Here is an 18,736-nt window from a genome sequence, read left to right as displayed (position 1 = left end):
CACGAGGCGGCACGGGCGGCTTATCGGTCCGCACCCGTGGCAAGCGGGGCGGCGAGAATGGCCCCATCGGCTGTGCGCACGAACAGCGCATGGCCGCTGCGTGCGGGTTGCATCGCCGCCACATGGCGCTCTATCCGCACCGGCCCGGCGGTGATCGCCAGTGTCAGACTGCTGCTTTGTTCGACAATGCCACCGTGGCGCAAAGCAAGCGGGCCGAGATAGACCCCCGCATCAAGCGGGGCATCGGCACGCGTGGCTCCCACCGCAGGATCGAAGCGGAGCGATAGCGAGACAGGAACAGTGGGCTGGCACGGTACGACAGTGACCGTGTCCTCTGTCACATAGCCGCCCGCCGCCAGATTGTGCCGAAGTGCGAAACAGGCGCGTGCGGGGCCGCCCATGGTTGCAGCAGGCTGCGCGACAAATCGTGCTGGCCCCTCGACAAGCAAAGGGAAGGGATAGCCCGGCACCCGGCGGCGAAGCAGGGCCGCGCGGCGTTCGGCGTTCAGGTCGAGCGTGCTACGCCCATCCGGCATCCACGCCACGGGGAGCGCCCCGAACCGCCACTCTTCATCGGGCGACAAGCGTGCCAGATCGCGCACCCGGATCGTGCGCTCCGCCAGATGCATGCTGTGGGCGTCCATGTTGGGTGCGGTGTGCGGCGCGCCTTCCCGCGCGGTGAGGCCGGCGGGGAGGACGCAGGCGATCAGTGCGGCGGCAGCGGAAAGAGAGCGCATGCCGGCATTACTTCTTGAGATTGTTGGTGATGGCGGCGAGCTGGTCGGCCGTCTGCAAGGCTTGCGCATTGGCGGCGAAAGCGCGCTGGATCATCAGCAGTTGGACCATTTCGTCCGTCAGCGTGACATTGGAGCCTTCGAGCGATCCTTGCACGAACAGGCCCGCGCCATCCTCACCCGGAACGGCATCGCGCAGCTGCGCATCATCGGTGGGGCGGAGCAGGCCGCCGTCCATCTGTTCGAGCGCGCCTTCATGTTCTGCCCGGACCAGCGCGATCTGCCCCAGTTCGATCACTTCCCCGCCGGAGGTTCCGGCCTTGACCACGCCTTCAGCGGTGATGGTAAGGCTGGTGGCATCCGCCGGGACAGTGATCCCAGTGCGCAGGGGCAGGCCTTCCCGCGTGGCCAGCGCCCCATCTTCATCCACCCGCAGAGTGCCGCCGCGCCACAGTAGCGTCTGCCCGGCAGGCCCCATCAATTCGATAAAGCCCTGCCCGTCGATGGCCAGGTCCATCGTGTTGCCAGTGGGGCGCAATTCGCCCTGCGCGAACAGCATGGCATGGGGGGCGAGGCGGACCCCGCCATTAAGAGCGGCGGCATCAGCCGCAACGGCGGTGGCCAGCGTGCCATCTGGTTGTACCTGATTGGCAAGGATCGCGGCAAAGCGGGCATCCGACCGCTTGAACGCGGGCGTGTTCACATTGGCGATGTTGTTCGCCAGCAGTTCCAGCGCCTTCTGGTCTGCCCGCAGCGCTACGGCGCCGATTTCGAATGCCCCGTTCATTTGCCGCTCCTGCTGAAAGTGGTGATCGCCTGCCCGATCAGCTGGTCGTAGAACTGCACCAGCCGCGCGCCGCCTTCCGCCTGGCGGGAGGCGGCCATCATCGCGATCATTTCGTCGCTCATCACCACGTTGGCGCTTTCGAGCCGGCCCTGATGGATCACGCTGGTGGCAGCGGCCTGCATCGCGGCCTCAGGCGCGCGGAACAGCCCGCCGCCAAGCGCGGCCAGTGTGGAGGGTGAAATGGGTTCGAACAGGCCGATCGTCGCCACCGGCAGGCCATTTTCGATCACGCTGCCATCGCCCGCGATTGCGGGGCAGGCCCTTCAAGCATGAGATCGCCGCCGCCCGCCTCCTGCAGCACGCGGCCCATGCTGTCGATCACTGCGCCATCCGCGCCGATGGCGAACGATCCACCGCGCGCATAGACGTAGCTTTCTCCATCGCGCAGGCGGAGAAAGCCGGGGCCGAACAAGGCAAGGTCGAGCGGGCGGCCTGTATCGCGCAGCTTGCCTTGCGCGAAATCGGACAGGAACGAAAGTTGCGTTGCCCGAGTCTCGTGCGCATCCGGGCCTGCCGCACGGTCAAGCAGGTGGGTGAAAGCGACCTGCCGTTTGTAACCGGGCGTTGCCGCGTTCGAAATGTTCTGCGCGGCCGTTGCCACGCGCCGTTCCGATGACGCCAATATTCCCGTCGCAGCTTCGATCAGCCCCGGCATAAAACCCCCAAGCAGTGCCTTGGCCCTTTGGGTGGGGGAGCATGCCTGCCGCGGTCAAATGAGGTTCAATCCGTTATGGATCATTTTTCGCGAGGTATCGAGAAAGGGGGAAAAGCGTCTCCATATCGGCGGTTTTCCACCGCTGGAGGGTGGTGATGCGCTAAACTTTTCCCGTCGGTGTCGGAGAATGCTTTGGGCGTGGCAGGGCCCCCCAAGACTTTTCCCTGCCGCGCCTTTGCGTGTCTGGCCGGTCGGCAATGGCGGGCAATGGCGCGGACAGCGCCGAAAGCGGTCAGCCGTCGACCGAGGCGGAAATGCCGGGCACTATCAGTGTGCGCCCGCCGCCGAAATCCTCCCGTACTACGAGCAGGCCCTTCTTTTCGAGATGTTCGAGCAGGCGGCGGATGCGGCCGGGTGAATTGGTGCCATAGACCCGGCCGAGTTCCTCGTCATCCGGGCCGCTCAGCCCTTCGGCGGCGGAGCGGGCAATGGCGAGGAAGGGGGCCAGAAGGTCGTCATCCAACCCGGCGCCCAATTGCTGAATACGGGCCTTGGTATCGGGGTCGAGATGGTCGAGATCGACCAGCGCAATGGCCAGCGCACGGCGGAACCGCATCATGTCCAGCCCGCGCGAGTGAATACGCAGTGCCCGGCAGCGGGAGAGGAAATTCTGGTAAAGCGTGCTGGTGGGGTGGAACATGCAATCGCGTTCCGCCGCCATTTCGCGCAGCACATCGTCGATCCCCGGCCCACCAGTGTCGGTGGCACCTCCCTCTCCGGCGGCGCTTTCCGGTTCCCCATCGAAATCCGCGATCCGTTCGGCCAGTTCGCTTAGCGCAGGGCCGCGCGGCGTGGGCACGATCGGATCAGGCATCGCCGGGCGTTCCGCTGCTGCCGCGGCGAGTTCGGCATGAAGCAGGGCCTGCATTTCTTCCGGCGGAGCGGATGGCAAAGGCACCAGCGTGGCCGAAGCGACTTTGGCCCCGGAGCGGACCGGGCCGATCCTGACCGCAATCGGCCTGCGGCAGATGGCCGGGCCGAGCCCGAGGAACGAGCCGCGTTGCAGATCGCGGATCAGTTCAGCCTGCCGCCGCTCCATACCCAGCAGATCGGCGGCGCGCAGCATGTCGATGTCGAGGAAAGTCCGCCCCATCAGAAAGTTCGAGGCTTCGGCGGCGACGTTCTTGGCCAGCTTGGCCAGCCGCTGGGTGGCGACGATCCCGGCAAGGCCGCGCTTGCGCCCCCGGCACATCAGGTTGGTCATCGCCGACAGCGTCATCCGGCGGGTGTCTTCGCTGATTTCGCCCGCCACGGCAGGGGCGAACATCTGCGCTTCGTCCACCACCACCAGCGCGGGATACCAGTGTTCGCGCGGGGCATCGAACAGCGCGCCGAGGAACGTGGCGGCGCAGCGGATCTGCTGTTCGACATCCAGCCCGTCCAGCGCCAGCACCACGGAAGCGCGATGTTCGCGCGTGCGCGCGGCCAGCGTGGCGATTTCCGCGCTGGAATAGGCCTCGCCATCGACCACGACATGGCCGAACAGTTCGGCCAGCGACACGAAATCGCCTTCGGGATCGACGATGACCTGCTGGACGCGCCCGGCGCTTTCTTCCAGCAGGCGGCGCAAAAGGTGGGATTTGCCCGAACCGCTGTTGCCCTGCACGAGCAGGCGCGTGGCGAGCAGTTCCTCGAGATCGATCGAGATATCCTGCCCCGCCGAATCCTGACCTATGAGAATCTGCGCGTCCACGGCCCGCTGGTAGCTGTGCGGACTGCCCTGCCCAAGAGGGCGGGGCGAATTATCCGCGCTTTTTGTGGGGAGAAAGCGCCTGCATTTCACCCCACGAACCGAAGCCTGATCTGGAGAAATGGACCTTGAAACAAATTCAGGGTGACGATGAGAAGGTGCACCTTCAAGGCAGATACCCCATTCGCACCCGGCCCAAACAAAAAGGGGCCGCCCGTGGGCAGCCCCTTCCGTATCCGGTGGTTGAAAGCTCGGCGCTATCAGAGCTGGATGAACACCGTCTTGGTTTCGAGATAGGGTTCGATCCCCTGGCGGCCCTGTTCGCGGCCGATGCCGGACTGCTTGTAGCCACCGAAGGGCAGAGCGGGATCGACCACGGTGTGGCAGTTGCCCCACACGGTGCCCGATTTGATCTTGCTGACCAGCTTGTGCATCACGGAAATGTCCCGTGTCCACACGCCCGCGCCAAGGCCGTAGCAGGTGTCGTTGGCGGCCTTCGCCACTTCGTCGAGATCGTCGAACCGTTGAGCGACGACGACCGGGCCGAAGATTTCCTCGCGTACGACACTCATCTGCGGGTTCACGTCGGCCAGCACGGTGGGATTGACATAGTAGCCGTCGTTCGACGGGCTGTCGCCGCCGATCACCACGCTGGCGCCGTCGCGCTTGCCCGCTTCGATATAGCCCATCACGCGGTCATACTGTTCGCTGGAAACCAGCGGGCCCATCTGTGCGGCAGGATCGAGCGCGGGGCGAGGGACCCAGCGCGGAGTCGCTTCGGCCAGCCCTTCGAGCAGCCGGTCGTAGATCGAACGGTGCGCATAGAGGCGCGAACCGGCGACGCAGACCTGGCCCGAATTGAAGAAGATCGCGCTGGCCGCGCCCTGCGATGCCTGGGTGATATCGACATCGGGCATTACGATCACGGGCGATTTGCCGCCCAGTTCCAGCGTGATGCGCTTCATCGTGTCGGTGGCGTTGCGGCCGATCAGCTTGCCGACATCGGTGGAACCGGTGAAAGCGACCTTGTCCACATCGGGATGGCGCACCATCCGGTCGCCCGCGGTTTCGCCAAGGCCGGTGATGATATTGATGACCCCGGCGGGGAATCCGGCTTCGGCCACCAGATCGGCGAGGCGCAGCGCGGTGAGCGATGTCTGTTCGGCGGGCTTGAGAATCAGCGTGCATCCGGCGGCCAGCGCCGGGGCGATCTTCTGGCAGGCCATCAGCAGCGGGAAATTCCACGGCACGATCTGCGCGCAGACACCCACCGGCTCGCGCAGGGTGTAAGCGAACGTCGCGCCCTGCGGCAGGCCGTAGGGGGTGGGCGTTTCCCCGGCGAGCTTGCCCGCCCAGCCCGCCATGAAGCGGATCTGGTTGGCCGCGCCCGGCACGTCCACCGCGCCCGCGATGCTTTTGGGCTTGCCGTTGTCGATCGCTTCCAGTTCGGCCAGTTCGTCGGCATTGGCTTCGATCAGTTCGGCAAGGCGGATCATGGTCTTTTCGCGCTGCAGGGCGGGCAGCGAGGACCAGCGGCCATCGTCAAACGCGATGCGGGCGGCGGCGACCGCGCGATCGACATCCTTTTCCGACGCGTCGACGATCTGGCTGATGACCTTGCCGGTCGAAGGGTCTTCCACATCGAGCAGCGCGCCATGGCTCGAATCGACCCATTCGCCGTTGATGAACAATTGCGGTTTGCGGCCCAGCGTCTTCTCCACAGCGGCCGAATAGGCGGGCTGCGTGTAAGCGAGCGTTGCGGCTTGGGGCATGTGCGGGTCTCTCCAAATGAAGCAGGGGTGATTTATTGTATGCTGTAACTAATATCGGCGGTCGCGCCGGCGCTGTCCAGTGGGCTGATATCCTCGCCGCGTCATAAGCGGAAGGGGATGACCGCAAGATGTCGATATCCGGGTTTTGGCCGATTGACTCTGTGCGGGCACATTGGGAAAGCACGGGCTGTCTTTCCGGAGTCGCAAGGCTCCGGGCGCAGCGTGGGAGAGATTCCGGATGCGGGCCTGCCGCCTGCCGTTCGGGACGCCGAAGGAGCAACCGCCCCGGAAACTCTCAGGCAAAAGGACCGCGTTGCGTGTGGGCACTCTGGAAAGCGGGCGGGATACCGCCCCACCGAAGGGGTAAGCTTGCGGCCATGGCCGCCGGTCAAGCTCTCAGGTTTCCCGACAGAGGGGGTGTGGCGAGGAAAACGCGCTAGAGCAGCGCGTTGGCGCCACGTGTCGGGAGTAGTGTGATGAGCGATTTGCAAACCCAGCTCGACGAAGCGGACGACGCGATCGATCTGCCGACCGAGCCGCTGCCGCTGGATGCCTGGCATCGCGCGCACGGCGGGCGGATGGTCGATTTTGCCGGATACTGGATGCCGGTGCAGTTCCGCGGGATTATCGAGGAACATCTCTGGACCCGGAGCAAGGCGGGCCTGTTCGATGTCAGCCACATGGGCCAGCTCGAAATTTCGGGCGAGGGCGCGGTGGCCGCGCTGGAAGCGGTGCTGCCGGGCGATATCGCGGGCCTCGCGCCGGGGCGGATGCGCTATTCGCTGCTGCTGGACGAGCAGGGCGGCATTTTGGATGATCTGATGGTCACCAATCGCGGTGGCACCTATTACCTGGTCGTCAACGGTGCGATGAAGTGGGACGATATCGCCCACTTGCGTGACGCGCTGCCGGACGACATCACGCTCAACCATCTCGATGAACACGGATTACTGGCCCTGCAGGGGCCCGAAGCGGCGGCCGTGCTGGTGCGGCTTGGGCTGGAACCGGCGATGGCCGATGCTCCCGCCGTCGATGGGCTGACGTTCATGCAGGCCGCGCCCTACCTGTGGCAGGGGCGCCCGCTGGGCATTTCGCGCTCCGGCTACACCGGGGAGGACGGGTTCGAGATTTCCGTCCGCGCCGAAGATATCGCGGCTTTGGCCGATGCGCTCTGCGCTGATGAAGCGGTGATGCCCGTGGGGCTGGGCGCGCGCGATTCGCTGCGGCTGGAAGCGGGGCTGCCACTCTATGGCCATGACCTGACGCCCGAAACCGGGCCGGTCGAAGCCGGGCTGATGTTCGCGATCAACAAGCGCCGCCGGGCGGAAGGCGGTTTCCCCGGCGCTGAAAGGATTCTTGCCGAATTGGCGGCGGGCCCGGCGCGCAAGCGTATCGGTCTGCTGCTCGACGGCCGCCTGCCCGCGCGCGAAGGGGCACCCGTGCTGGCCGATGGCGCGCCAATCGGGGTGGTGACCTCGGGCGGGTTTTCGCCCACGCTCGAACGCCCGATTGCCATGGCCATGGTCGATGCCGCCCATGCCGCGCCGGGCGCCACGCTCGAAATCGAAGTGCGCGGGCGCAAGCTGGCCGCCAGCGTGACCGCGATGCCTTTTGTCCCCCACAAGTACCACCGACAGGGAGCCTGAACCCATGCCGCGTTATTTCACCGATGAACATGAATGGATCGAAGTCGATGGCGACACGGCGACCGTGGGCATCACCGATTATGCCCAGAGCCAGCTCGGCGATATCGTTTTCGTCGAAGTGCCCGATGAAGGCGCGGTGCTGACCAAGGGGCAGGAAGCCGCTGTGGTGGAATCGGTCAAGGCCGCGTCCGACGTCTATGCCCCGATCGGCGGCACGGTCGTTTCCGGCAACCAGAATCTGGAAGAAGACCCGGCGCTGGTGAACTCCGATGCCGAAGGCCAGGGCTGGTTCTTCAAGCTGACCATCGCCGACAAGGGCGAGCTTGATGGGCTGATGGACGAAGCCGCCTACAAGGCGTTCGTCGAAAGCCTTTGAACGCTGGCCTTTGAACGCTGGCCTTTGAGCGCTGGCGCGATCGAGATGTAAGGAAACAGGATGCGTTACCTCCCTCTGACCGAGGCTGACCGGGCGGATATGCTCGCGCGGATCGGCGCGCCGTCGGTTGATGTGCTGTTCGTCGATGTGCCGGAAACGGCGCGCCTTGCCGGGCCGGTCGAAGGCCTGCCGGGCCATGCGGACGAACTGGCGGTCGAACGGCATATGACGCGGCTGGCCGCGCGCAATGTCAACGCGGGGAGCGTGCCTTTCTTCCTCGGCGCGGGGGCCTATCGCCACCATATCCCCGCCAGTGTCGACCATCTGATCCAGCGCGGCGAATATTTGACAGCCTACACGCCCTATCAGCCGGAAATCGCGCAGGGCACGTTGCAGATGCTGTTCGAATTCCAGACGCAGGTCGCGCGTCTGTTCGGCTGCGATGTCGCCAATGCTTCGATGTACGACGGTTCCACCGCGTGCTGGGAAGCGATTGCGATGGCCGCGCGGATCACGAAGCGGAAGAAGGCGCTTCTCTCCTCCGGGCTCCACCCGCACTACGTTTCGACCGTGCAGACAATGGCGCGCTTCACCGGCGATGCGATCGCGTACACCGTGCCGGAACTCGCGGCGGAGCCCGACACGGCGGCGCTGATTGGCCGGATCGATGCGGATATGAGCTGTGTCGTCGTCCAGTATCCCGATATTCTGGGCCGGATCGGCGATCTGTCCGCGCTGGCCGATGCCGTGCACGCGGCGGGCGCACTGCTGGTCGCGGTGGTGACGGAGCCGGTGGCTCTTGGCGCGATCCGCAGTCCGGGCGCGATGGGCGCGGATATCGTGGTCGGCGAAGGGCAGTCGCTCGGCGTTGGGCTGCAATTCGGCGGGCCCTATCTCGGCCTGTTCGCCACGCGGGACAAATACGTGCGGCAGATGCCCGGGCGGCTGGTCGGCGAAACGCTGGATGCCGCCGGGCGGCGTGGGTTCGTGCTCACACTGTCCACGCGCGAACAGCATATCCGCCGCGAAAAGGCGACGTCCAACATCTGCACCAATTCCGGCCTCTGCGCGCTGGCGTTTTCGATCCACATGACTTTGCTGGGCGAAAAGGGGCTGCGCGCGCTGGCGGCGGAAAATCATCGTCTGGCCTGCCGCACGGCGGACAGGCTGGCGAAAGTGCCGGGGGTGAAACTGGTCAACACCGCGTTCTTCAACGAATTCGCGCTGGAGATCGCAGGCGATGCGCGGGCCGTGGTGCGCGCGCTGGCAGCGAAGGACGTGTTGGCGGGCGTGTCGCTCGGGCGGCTCTATCCCGATCATTCCGAACTGGCGGGCGGACTGCTCGTCGCTGTCACCGAAACGGTGAGCGAGGAAGACATCGAAGCCCTTGCCGCCGGGCTTGAGGAGGCCTTGGCATGAGCATCAATCCCTCGGGCTGGCGTCCTTCGCTGGGCGCGAACGACATGGTGCAGGATGTAACGGGCACCGTCACCGGCAATCGCGGGCTGCTGCTGGAAGAACCACTGCTGTTCGAACTGGGTACGGCGGAGACCTGCGGCGTCGATCTGCCCGTGCCCGACATGGCGGCCACCAACCGTCTCGGCGGGCTGGAGCGGGACGATGCGCTGGCGCTGCCCGGTCTCTCCGAACCGGAAACGGTGCGCCATTATACGCGGCTCAGCCGCCAGAACTATGCCATCGATCTCGGCATTTTCCCGCTCGGCTCATGCACGATGAAACACAATCCGCGCCTCAACGAAAAAGTGGCGCGGCTGCCCGGCTTTGCCGATCTCCATCCGTTGCAGCCCATCACCACGGTGCAGGGCGCGCTGGGCGTGATGGCGGAACTGGGCGAATGGCTGCTGCGCCTCACCAATATGGCGGGCGTGGCGATGAGCCCCAAGGCGGGCGCGCATGGCGAACTGTGCGGCATCTTGTGCATCCGCGCCGCTTTGGAAGCGCGCGGCGATGCGCGCGAAGTGATCCTCGTGCCCGAAAGCGCGCATGGCACCAATCCGGCAACGGCGGCTTTCGCCAATTATCGCGTCGAAAGCATCCCCGGCACGCCCGATGGGCGCGTCGATTTCGAAGCGTTGAAAGCGCGGCTGGGCCCCGATGTAGCGGCGGTGATGATCACCAATCCCAACACCTGCGGCCTGTTCGAACGCGATATGAAAGCGATTTCCGATGCGGTTCATGCCGCGGGCGCGTTCGTCTATTGCGACGGGGCGAATTTCAATGCCATCGTCGGCAAGGTCCGCCCCGGCGATCTCGGCGTCGATGCGATGCACATCAATCTGCACAAGACGTTTTCCACCCCGCATGGCGGGGGCGGGCCGGGCAGCGGGCCGGTGGTCCTGTCCGAAGCTCTGGCCCCGTTTGCGCCGCTGCCGTTCGTGGTGCAGACGGCCGATGGCTATCATCTGGTCGAGGAAGAAGGCGCGGCCGAGGCTGGGGGTGAGCAGGCATTCGGCCGGATGAGCGCGTTCCACGGCCAGATGGGCATGTTTACCCGTGCGCTGGCCTATATCCTCAGCCACGGGGCGGATGGGTTGAAGCAGGTGGCGGAAGACGCGGTGCTTTCGGCCAATTACATGCTGCGCAGCCTGGATGACGTGCTCGATGCCCCGTTCGGCGCTTCCGGCCCGTGCATGCACGAGGCCCTGTTCAGCGACAAGGGCTTTGCCGATGGCCTCTCGACGATCGATGTCGCCAAGGCGCTGATCGACGAAGGGTTCCATCCGATGACGATGTATTTCCCCCTCGTCGTCCATGGCGCGATGCTGGTCGAACCGACCGAATGCGAAAGCAAGGCCACGCTCGATCAGTTCATCGGGGCGCTGCGTAATATTGCCGAACGGGCGCGGGCGGGCGATTCCGCGCTGGCGCAGACCCCCACGCTCGCGCCGCGCAGGCGGCTCGACGAAACGCTGGCCGCGCGCAAGCCACGGCTGGTCTGGCAAGGCTGATCGCAAAGACGCGCACCGGGGGGACTTCACCGTTGCCCCCCGGCGGACAAGCCCTTAGGGTCACCGAAAATTGGGAGATTGTATGCTGGATTTCACGGGTAAGACTGTTCTCGTCACGGGTGGCGGGGCTGGTATCGGGCGCAGCATTGCCGAAGCGTTCGGCAAGGCGGGCGCCAATGTGGTGATCGCCGAACTGGATGCCGAACGCGTGGCCGACGTGCGCGCCGCGCTGGAAGGGGCGGGCGTGACCGCGCTGGTTTCGCAGACCGATGTGCGCGAACGCGCGCAAATCGATGCGCTGATGGAACAGGTCCAGGATCGCTTCGGCGGGCTCGATGTGCTGGTCAACAATGTCGGTGATTTCCTCGGCATCGCCAAGCCCTTCCAGTACGTCACCGACGAAGAACTGGACGCGCTTTACGCCACCAACATGAAAACGGTGTTCCTCGCCACGCGGGCGGCGATCCCGCTGCTGCGTTCGGGCGGCAGCGTGATCTCGATCTCCTCGATCGAGGCGTTTCGCGGCATTCCGAACACCACGGTCTATTCCACATTCAAGCATGGCATCACCGGCTTCACCCGCAGCCTTGCGCTCGAACTCGGGCCGCAGAACATCCGCGTCAACGCGATTGCGCCCGAAACCACCGAAACCCCGCAGGTGCCCGTGCATTCGCTGGTCGCCGAAGAGCACAAGGATCATATTGGCCGCTGGATTCCGCTGGGCCGCTTCGGCAAGCCGGAAGATGCGGCGGGTGCGGCGCTGTTCCTGGCGTCCGATCTGGCGGGCTGGATCACCGGCACCACGATCAATCTCGATGGCGGCGCGCTGGCGGCCGGTGGCTGGTATCGCGATCCCAAGGGGCTGTGGACCAATGTGCCGGTGGTCAGCGGCAACGGCTTCAATTTCTGAGGCGGGAGAAGCGCTGTGAAAATCCTGGTGGTGGGCGGAACCGGCATGATCGGGGGCCATGCGGCGCTCCATCTGCAATCGCTGGGCCATGACGTCACGATTGCCGGGCGGCGTCCGCCGCAGGCGACGACCGATCTGGCCGGGCTCCCCTTCCTTCAGGGCGATTTCATGGCGGGCACTTTCACCCGCGAGCAGGTGGCGCCGTTCGATGCCGTGGTTTTCGCCGCGGGCAACGATATCCGCCACCTGCCCAAGGGCCAGAATTTTGCGCAGCACGTGCTGCATTCCAATGCCGAATGCGTCCCGGCCTTTGCCGCCCTGTGCAAGGAAGCCGGGGTGAAGCGCTTCGTCCATATCGGCAGCTTCTACCCACATATCGCGCCGGAACTGCTGGAAACCAACGATTACATCCGTTCGCGCAAGCTGGCTGTGGACGGGATCATCGCGCTGGCGGGCCCCGATTTCCACGTCTGCAGTCTCGATGCCCCGTTCGTGGTCGGCACCGTGCCGGGCATGAGCCTGCCGATGTTCGAAGGCTATGTCCGCTATGCCGAAGGGAAGATCGAAGGGCTGGAGCCTTATGGCCCGGCAGGCGGGATCAATTTCATCTCCTGCCGTTCGCTGTCCGAGGCGATCGCCGGCGCGCTGGAGCGGGGGGAGAATGGCAAAGCCTATCTCGTCGGGGATGAAAACCTCGGCTTCGCGGAATATTTCGGCCTGTTCTTCAAGGCGGCGGGCAATCCGGCCCCGGTGCCTGCGCTGGACAAGGAACATCCGTTCCTGCCCGATGTCGGCCTCTACACCGGCCGGGGCAATCATGTCCGCTACGAGCCCGATCCGGCGGAAACCGCGCTGCTCGGCTATCGCCGCAACGATATCACTGCGGCGGTCGAGGAAATCGTCGCCCAATACCGCTCACGCTGAGCGGGGCACTTATCACGAAAAATGGGAGAATTGCGGTATGAGCATCGGTCTGACCGCGCAGGATTATGTTGAACTGGCCTATCGCCGTAACGCCTCGCTCTACGCGCGGGCGGTGGACGCGAACGAGCCTGCACTGCTGGGGCAGGTGATGGCCGCCGATGCGGTGATCGATTCCGTCGGCGTTATCATCGAAGGCACGGAGGCGATCCTCAAAATTCCCGGCATGCTGCGCGATATGTTCCTGGCGACGGAACACCTCGTCCATAACCAGACGGTGGAACTGCTGTCGGAAACGACAGCCAAGGGCGAAACCTATTGCACCGCCAGCCATATCCAGCCGCCCGCAGGCGATGGCCACCCGCATACCGCGTTGGTCTGGGCGATCCGCTATCAGGACGATCTGCGCCTGATCGACGGCGCGTGGAAGATCGCCCGCCGCGTGCTGGTGCTCGACTGGACGGAAACCCGCCCGGTGGAATTTTCCGGGCGGCAGTAACGCCGCCGGTCAACCTCGCACCCATCAGGCTTGCACCCGCACCATCGCTGTAGGACAGTGGCCGGGTGCAAGCAGACGATCTCGATCTCAGGCCGCCGCGCGCCGCGCGCCTCGGTTTCGCCTTCGCTATCGTCCTGCTGCATCTGGCGGCGCTTTATGGCCTGATGCGGGCCTTTGCGCCCGGTTTCACCACCGCCACTATCAATCGGGCGCTGTCGGTGTTCGATGTTGCCGTTCCTCCACCGCCTGAACCAGCTCCGGCCCAGCCGGAGCAGCAGCCCGACCCCGCCCCGGATGAAGGGGCTGCGGGTGATGCCGGGCGCAAGGCCGCCCCGCGCGAGGTGGCGGCCCCCAAAACCAAACTGCCCATTGCACAAACACCTGCGCCGCCCCGTGCCGCAACCGGGCCCGATAACAGCGCGGGCGCGACGGAGGCGGGCACCGGGCCGGGCGCGGGCGGTGCGGGCAGTGGCCCGGGCAGCGGGCGCGGCGGTGCGGGCGGCGGCGGCATGCCGGTGCGCAAGCTGGAAAAGATCGCCGGGGATATCAATTCGGCGCGCGACTATCCCAAGGCCACCCGCGCGCAGCGGGTCGGGCACAGCGTCATCATCCTCCTTTCGGTGGATGCCGAAGGGCGCGTGACCGATTGCCGGGTGAGCCAGCCGAGCCCCGACCCGGCGGCCGATACGATCACCTGCCGCCTGGCGAGCGAGCGTTTCCGTTTCCGTCCGGCGATGGATGCGCAGGGCAACGCGGTGCCCGGGAAATATGCCTGGCGTCAGCGCTGGTTTTACTGATGCGGCTATCGGAAATGCGCGGAACGCGTTGCCCGCTTGCGCAGGCCCGCCAAACTGGTGTTAAGCTGGCGGGGTGATCGCCCACACCATACAGCTCGCTCTTGCGCCGGTTTTCGTCCTCGTGGCGATCGGCAATGTCATGAATATCCTGTCGACCCGGCTGAGCCGGATCGTCGATCGTTCCCGCTTTCTCATAGAGCGGCACGGGCAGACCGAAGGCAGCGATCACGATGCGGTGGTTCGCGAAATGCGCATGCTCGACCGGCGTATCGCGATCATCGGCCGCGCTATCCTCACCATGCTGATCAGCGGGCTGACGATCGGGGTGGTGATCGCCATGCTGTTCCTCGATGGCTTCACCTCGCTCAATCTCAATCGGGCGACGGCGGTGGCGTTCACGCTTGCCATCGCGCTGATGATGTATGCCTTGCTGCTGTTCGTGCGCGAAACGCGAATCGCGTCGGCTAGCCTGCGCATTCCGCACAGCTTCATGGAATGGGATCGCAAACTCTGAAGGGCCGGGCGCCCGCCATTATGGCAGGCGCCGCATGGCGGATCAGGCCAGCAATTTCTGGCCCTGTTCCTTCACTGTCCCGGCGATCATCGGCTCGACGAAGGTGAGCGCCAGCGGCAGGGCAAGGTCGATCACCACCTGCCCGTCTTCGATCACGATATTGCCCGTCAGGTTCTGGCCCATCGCCGCGATAGTGAGATCCACCTGATCGTCGCTCACCCAGTTGGTGGTCACCTCTGCCATGCCGCCGGGCACGTTCCCCGCCAGATCTTGCGCACGTTCGTGCAGCCGCTTGCGGACTTCTTCCCGGGTCAGTTCGTGGGGCACGGTGACGCGCATGTAAGGGTAATCCTTCCTGCTGGATATGTAACGGGCGGAGAATGGCAGGCTCGCCGCACGGCGGAAAGCGCTTTTTGCGCGGGGGAATACGGCGGTTCGGCGCAAAGGCAAACCGCCCGGCGGATGAGGCCGGGCGGTTGGCGATGATGCACAGGTCTCAGGCCGCTTCGAGCAGCTTGTAAGGTTCGATCTCGCCCGAAAGGTAGAGCTTCTTGGCCTTGGCCCGGCTCAGCTTGCCGGAACTGGTGCGCGGCAAAGTGCGCGGCGGAACCAGTTCGACCACGCAGTTCATGCCGGTGATCGAACGGACCTTGTCGCGGATCTGTTCGCGCAGTTCCACCCGCTTGTCCGGGTCGGACACGCGACAATGGACGAGCACGGCGGGCGCTTCCTCCCCGTTTTCCGTCTCGACCGAGAAAGCGGCGATATCGCCGTGATTGAAGCCGGGAAGTTGTTCCACCGCCCATTCGATATCCTGAGGCCAGTGGTTCTTGCCGTTGATGATAATCATGTCCTTGGCCCGGCCAACGATGAACAGATAGCCATCAGCCATATAGCCCATGTCACCGGTGTCGAGCCAGCCATCGACCAGGCATTCCTCGGTCGCGGCGGGGTCGCGGAAATAGGAATGCATCACGCTGGAGCCTTTGCACCAGACTTTGCCGATCTGGCGTTCGGCCTTGGGCTGGCCGTTTTCGCCCCGGATTTCGACCCGCATATCCTTCACCGGCTTGCCGCAATTGACGATTGCACGGTAGCGGGCCGGGCGCGACAGATCGCGCGGAGTGCCCGAAAGGCGTTCTTCTTCCACCAGTTCCACGCGGATGCCTTCGCCCGGCGGCATGATGGTGACGGCCAGCGTCGCTTCGGCCAGGCCGTAGCTGGGCAGGAAAGCAGATGCCTTGAACCCGGCTTCGGCGAAGGCGTTGACAAAGCCCTGCATCACGTCGGGGCGGATCATGTCCGCGCCGTTGCCCGCGATGCGCCAGCGCGACAGGTCGAAGCGTTCGGACACGTGGCTCTGGCTCGAAATGCGGCGGGCGCAGATGTCATAGCCAAACGTCGGCGAATAGGAGAGCGTGGTGCCGGGATTGCGGCTGATCATGTCCAGCCAGGCCAGCGGGCGGCGGGCGAAATCCTCGGTCTTGAGGTAATCGGTCGAAACCTGGTTGGCGATGGGCGACAGCAGGCAGCCGACCAGACCCATGTCATGATACCAGGGAAGCCAGGAGACGCAGCGATCGTCCGGTTCCAGCTTCATCCCGATGCCGTGCCCGGCCAGATTGTCGAGCAGCGCCTGATGCGTCACCGCGACGCCATGGGGGAAGCGCGTCGATCCGCTGGAATACTGGAGATAGCAGATATCGTCGGGCTTCTGTTCGGGCAGGGTGCCTTCGGCCGCCTCACCCGCGCGGAAATCTTCGTAAGTGACCCCGGCACAGCCCTGGCGCGCGGCGGCGGCGCCCGCCATTTCCGCGATTTCCGCCGGGAACAGCAGCATTTCGGGATCGGAACTGGCCAGCTGCACCGCCAGTTGGTCGATATAATTGTCCTTGCCGCCGAAGCTGGTCGGCAGGGGCAAGGGCACCGGCCATGCCCCGGCATAGATCGTGCCGCAGAACAGTGCGGCGAAATCGACTCCGGTTTCCGCGATCAGCGCGATCCGGTCCCCCGGCCTGATCCCGCGTGCGATCAGGCGATGGGCCATGCCCAGCGCATCCTCGCGCAGTTCGGCAAAAGGATAAACCCGGGCGAGATTGCCGCGCGGATCGTGAAAATTCAGCCCGCGGCTGCCCTGCGCGGCATAGTCGAGCGCTTCGCCGAATGTGGCGAAATCCGAAAAACGACGCGGCAGAACGCAGCGATTGGGCGTCGGTTGAAGGGCGCTATCGGTCATATTTCTGCTCAACCTGTTGGTCTAACTCGATTATTTATGCCGAGTTTCGCTCAAAATTGTGTGCGGCAGGCCCTCTCGCGATGAAATGGGCGTGCTACGGGGCTCTTCCATTCTTACGGGACTGTGGCACGAATAAGGCCAATGGTTAAGGAATCCCCATCATCTCGTGGCGCGGGGAAGGCGGTTCGTCCTCTGGATGACGCGCGTCTGGAGGAACTGGCACTGGCTTATGTGGCGCGGTTTGACACCAGTGCGCGCAAGCTGGAACACTATCTGGCGCGCAAGCTGCGCGAACGCGGATGGGCCGGCGAAGGCTCCCCCAATCTGTCCGCACTGGTCGCCCGCTTCGCCGCGCGCGGCTATATCGATGATGAAAGTTTCGCCCGCATGCGCAGTGCCGGGCTGCTGCGGCGGGGCTATGGCCCGCGCCGCGTGCGCGAGGTGCTGGGCATGGCAGGCATTGCGGAAAACCTGCACGGCAGCGTGTTGCCGGGCGTGGCCGAACAGCGGCACGCGGCGTTCACGCTCGCCCGCAAGCGCCGCTTCGGCCCGTTCGGTGCCGAACCGCCTGATCCGGCCCGACGCGAAAAGCAGATTGCGGCGATGGTGCGGGCGGGCCATGAGCGGGGCTGTGCCGCGGCGATGGTCTATGCGGAAAGTGTCGACGCGGCGGAACGCTGGGTGGAAGAGGCACAGGAGGAATAGCATGCGTATCTGGCCCGTTGCACTGCTTTTGCTGGCCGCTTGCTCGCCCGGCGCGGGGGAAAGCGCGCAGGCCGCGCCGCCGGTCGGATCGACCTCGACCCCTGCGGCCGATATTCACACCGAATCGGGCCTGCAGGTGGTGCCGCTGACTGTCAGCCATGGCGGCAAGGCGCATCATTTCCGGGTCGAACTGGCGCGCACGGGGGCGGAGCAGGCCAAGGGGCTGATGTTCCGCACCGCGATGGGGGCGGATGAAGGCATGCTGTTTCCGTTCGATCCGCCGCGCGATGCCAGCTTTTGGATGAAAAATACCGTAATCCCGCTGGATATCATTTTTATCGGCACCGACGGGCGGGTGCTGAACATCAACGCCAATGCGGAGCCTTATTCGCTGGAACCGCGCAGTTCCGCCGGGATGGTGAAAGCGGTTCTGGAATTGAACGGCGGCCGGGCGGCGGCGCTGGGGATCGGCCCCGGGGCACAGGTAAAGTGGTGAGGTGCTTGCCGCGAGGCTGAACACAAGCTAACGCGCGCAGCATGGGAATCCTCTCGAAGATCTTCACCTGGTGGGACGGCGCCACCATCGGCACGCTGGTCAACAGTGCGATGACAGGCGTGCAGGTCGGCACCGATTCGCAGGGCAATCGCTACTATCGCTCGAAAAAGCCGAACGCCCGGGGGCAGGAACGCCGCTGGGTGATCTATGACGGCGCCAACGACGCCAGCCGCGTGCCTTCAGAATGGCATGGCTGGCTGCACGGCGCGTTCGACGACGTGCCCGAAAGCCGTTTGCCGCCGCCGAAGATCTGGGAAGTGGAATACACGCCCAACGCCACGGGGACAGCGCAGGCCTATCGTCCGCAGGGCGCTCTGGAGCGCGGAGGCAGGCGTGCTGCCGCCACGGGCGATTACGAAGCCTGGGCGCCGGATTCCTGACCATGCGGCGGTTCAGGCCGTCCATGCGGGCCGTGATGCTGCCCCTGGCTGTGGGAGCCATGTTTCTGGCGGCCTGTTCGCAGGAGCCTGCGGAGCAATCGGCCAAGCCTGAAACAGAATTGCCCAAGGAACTGGCCGGGCAACTCGGCGCCAGGCCGCAGCAGCCTGCGGCGGCCGAAATCGGCACGCCGATGGCCGAACGGGTGGCGACGATCGGTGTGCTGAACAAGCGCAACAATCTGACGCAGGATCTCAAGCTCAAACCCGGTGAAGCGCAGCGGATCGGCAATATCGTCGTCAAGCTGGAGGCATGCGAACGCACCGCACCATGGGAAAAGCCGCCGGAAACGGGGGCTTTCGTTCAGGTGATGGTGCAGCAGCGGGCCACGGTCGATGAACCGCTGCGCTGGCAGCGCATCTTTTCAGGCTGGCTGTTCAAGAACTCGCCTTCCCTGAACGTGGTCGAACA

Annotated in this window: 20 protein-coding genes, 1 pseudogene and 1 riboswitch; of the genes and pseudogenes, 13 read left to right on the top strand and 8 right to left on the bottom strand. The window is 65.0% G+C overall.

Features of this window, described 5'->3' with window-relative positions:
* Positions 1-20: 20 nt before the first annotated feature.
* The 6 genes from K5X80_RS00690 to K5X80_RS00665 form a co-directional block, all read right to left on the bottom strand.
* Positions 21-737 (bottom strand): hypothetical protein, encoded by a 717-nt coding sequence (locus K5X80_RS00690; protein ID WP_222558961.1) that lies wholly within the window; start codon positions 735-737, stop codon positions 21-23.
* A gap of 7 nt (positions 738-744) precedes the next feature.
* Positions 745-1,521 carry a flagellar hook-basal body protein gene (locus tag K5X80_RS00685; protein ID WP_222558960.1) on the bottom strand — a complete coding sequence of 259 codons (777 nt, stop codon included), beginning with the start codon at positions 1,519-1,521 and terminating at the stop codon, positions 745-747.
* Positions 1,518-1,811 (bottom strand): flagellar basal body rod C-terminal domain-containing protein, encoded by a 294-nt coding sequence (locus tag K5X80_RS00680; RefSeq protein ID WP_222558959.1) that lies wholly within the window; start codon positions 1,809-1,811, stop codon positions 1,518-1,520. The genes K5X80_RS00685 and K5X80_RS00680 overlap by 4 nt, the downstream gene beginning before the upstream one ends.
* Complete coding sequence (locus K5X80_RS00675; RefSeq protein WP_222558958.1) at positions 1,808-2,236, bottom strand: flagellar hook-basal body complex protein; 429 nt, start codon at positions 2,234-2,236, stop codon at positions 1,808-1,810. Before K5X80_RS00675 ends, K5X80_RS00680 begins: the two co-directional genes overlap by 4 nt.
* A 292-nt stretch (positions 2,237-2,528) precedes the next feature.
* Positions 2,529-3,989, bottom strand: coding sequence for a helicase HerA domain-containing protein (locus K5X80_RS00670; protein WP_222558957.1), 1,461 nt, complete (start codon positions 3,987-3,989; stop codon positions 2,529-2,531).
* A gap of 257 nt (positions 3,990-4,246) precedes the next feature.
* Positions 4,247-5,758: an aldehyde dehydrogenase family protein gene (locus K5X80_RS00665; RefSeq protein ID WP_222558956.1), complete on the bottom strand. Its 1,512-nt coding sequence runs from the start codon at positions 5,756-5,758 to the stop codon at positions 4,247-4,249.
* A 213-nt stretch (positions 5,759-5,971) separates the two neighbouring features.
* A riboswitch (glycine riboswitch) is annotated at positions 5,972-6,079 on the top strand.
* A 155-nt stretch (positions 6,080-6,234) separates the two neighbouring features.
* Between K5X80_RS00665 and gcvT the strand changes: the two genes are divergently transcribed.
* The 9 genes from gcvT (at position 6,235) to K5X80_RS00620 (ending at position 14,390) form a co-directional block, all read left to right on the top strand.
* Entirely contained in the window at positions 6,235-7,404 is a 1,170-nt protein-coding gene (gene gcvT, locus K5X80_RS00660) for a glycine cleavage system aminomethyltransferase GcvT (RefSeq protein ID WP_222558955.1), read from the top strand.
* Between the two features lie 4 nt (positions 7,405-7,408).
* A complete protein-coding gene (gene gcvH / locus K5X80_RS00655; RefSeq protein ID WP_222558954.1) occupies positions 7,409-7,780 on the top strand; it encodes a glycine cleavage system protein GcvH in 372 nt (123 codons plus the stop codon).
* Positions 7,781-7,840: 60 nt separating this feature from the next.
* Positions 7,841-9,199 (top strand): aminomethyl-transferring glycine dehydrogenase subunit GcvPA, encoded by a 1,359-nt coding sequence (gcvPA, locus tag K5X80_RS00650; protein WP_222558953.1) that lies wholly within the window; start codon positions 7,841-7,843, stop codon positions 9,197-9,199.
* Entirely contained in the window at positions 9,196-10,749 is a 1,554-nt protein-coding gene (gene gcvPB / locus K5X80_RS00645) for an aminomethyl-transferring glycine dehydrogenase subunit GcvPB (protein ID WP_222558952.1), read from the top strand. The genes gcvPA and gcvPB overlap by 4 nt, the downstream gene beginning before the upstream one ends.
* A gap of 82 nt (positions 10,750-10,831) precedes the next feature.
* Positions 10,832-11,659, top strand: a complete 828-nt coding sequence (locus tag K5X80_RS00640) for an SDR family NAD(P)-dependent oxidoreductase (RefSeq protein ID WP_222558951.1) — start codon at positions 10,832-10,834, stop codon at positions 11,657-11,659.
* A gap of 15 nt (positions 11,660-11,674) precedes the next feature.
* Complete coding sequence (locus K5X80_RS00635; protein WP_222558950.1) at positions 11,675-12,583, top strand: NAD-dependent epimerase/dehydratase family protein; 909 nt, start codon at positions 11,675-11,677, stop codon at positions 12,581-12,583.
* Between the two features lie 37 nt (positions 12,584-12,620).
* Positions 12,621-13,079 carry a nuclear transport factor 2 family protein gene (locus K5X80_RS00630; RefSeq protein ID WP_222558949.1) on the top strand — a complete coding sequence of 153 codons (459 nt, stop codon included), beginning with the start codon at positions 12,621-12,623 and terminating at the stop codon, positions 13,077-13,079.
* 65 nt (positions 13,080-13,144) lie between these two features.
* Entirely contained in the window at positions 13,145-13,876 is a 732-nt protein-coding gene (locus K5X80_RS00625) for a TonB family protein (protein ID WP_222558948.1), read from the top strand.
* Positions 13,877-13,949: 73 nt separating this feature from the next.
* On the top strand, positions 13,950-14,390 hold the full coding sequence (locus K5X80_RS00620) for a DUF2721 domain-containing protein (protein WP_222558947.1): 441 nt from the start codon (positions 13,950-13,952) through the stop codon (positions 14,388-14,390).
* Between the two features lie 42 nt (positions 14,391-14,432).
* Here the strand turns inward: K5X80_RS00620 and K5X80_RS00615 are convergent, their stop codons facing one another.
* A complete protein-coding gene (locus K5X80_RS00615) occupies positions 14,433-14,729 on the bottom strand; it encodes a polyhydroxyalkanoic acid system family protein (protein ID WP_222558946.1) in 297 nt (98 codons plus the stop codon).
* 157 nt (positions 14,730-14,886) lie between these two features.
* Positions 14,887-16,626 (bottom strand): fatty acyl-AMP ligase, encoded by a 1,740-nt coding sequence (locus tag K5X80_RS00610; protein WP_222558945.1) that lies wholly within the window; start codon positions 16,624-16,626, stop codon positions 14,887-14,889.
* A 141-nt stretch (positions 16,627-16,767) separates the two neighbouring features.
* Between K5X80_RS00610 and K5X80_RS00605 the strand changes: the two genes are divergently transcribed.
* From K5X80_RS00605 to K5X80_RS17245, 4 genes and pseudogenes are all read left to right on the top strand, one after another.
* Positions 16,768-17,331: a regulatory protein RecX gene (locus K5X80_RS00605; protein WP_222558944.1), complete on the top strand. Its 564-nt coding sequence runs from the start codon at positions 16,768-16,770 to the stop codon at positions 17,329-17,331.
* 1 nt (position 17,332) lies between these two features.
* Positions 17,333-17,827: a DUF192 domain-containing protein gene (locus K5X80_RS00600; RefSeq protein ID WP_222558943.1), complete on the top strand. Its 495-nt coding sequence runs from the start codon at positions 17,333-17,335 to the stop codon at positions 17,825-17,827.
* Positions 17,828-17,868: 41 nt separating this feature from the next.
* The gene (locus tag K5X80_RS00595; protein WP_222558942.1) at positions 17,869-18,267 is read left to right on the top strand and encodes an NADH:ubiquinone oxidoreductase subunit NDUFA12; all 399 of its coding nucleotides are present in this window, start codon (positions 17,869-17,871) and stop codon (positions 18,265-18,267) included.
* Between the two features lie 2 nt (positions 18,268-18,269).
* Positions 18,270-18,707: pseudogene (locus K5X80_RS17245) on the top strand (DUF2155 domain-containing protein); the annotation flags it as partial.
* Positions 18,708-18,736 lie beyond the last annotated feature (29 nt).

It is taken from the genome of Caenibius sp. WL, from assembly GCF_019803445.1.
In the GTDB taxonomy this organism is placed as follows: Bacteria; Pseudomonadota; Alphaproteobacteria; order Sphingomonadales; family Sphingomonadaceae; genus Caenibius.
Note: the sequence above shows the minus strand (reverse complement) of the source record. Positions and strands in the feature narration are given on the sequence as shown.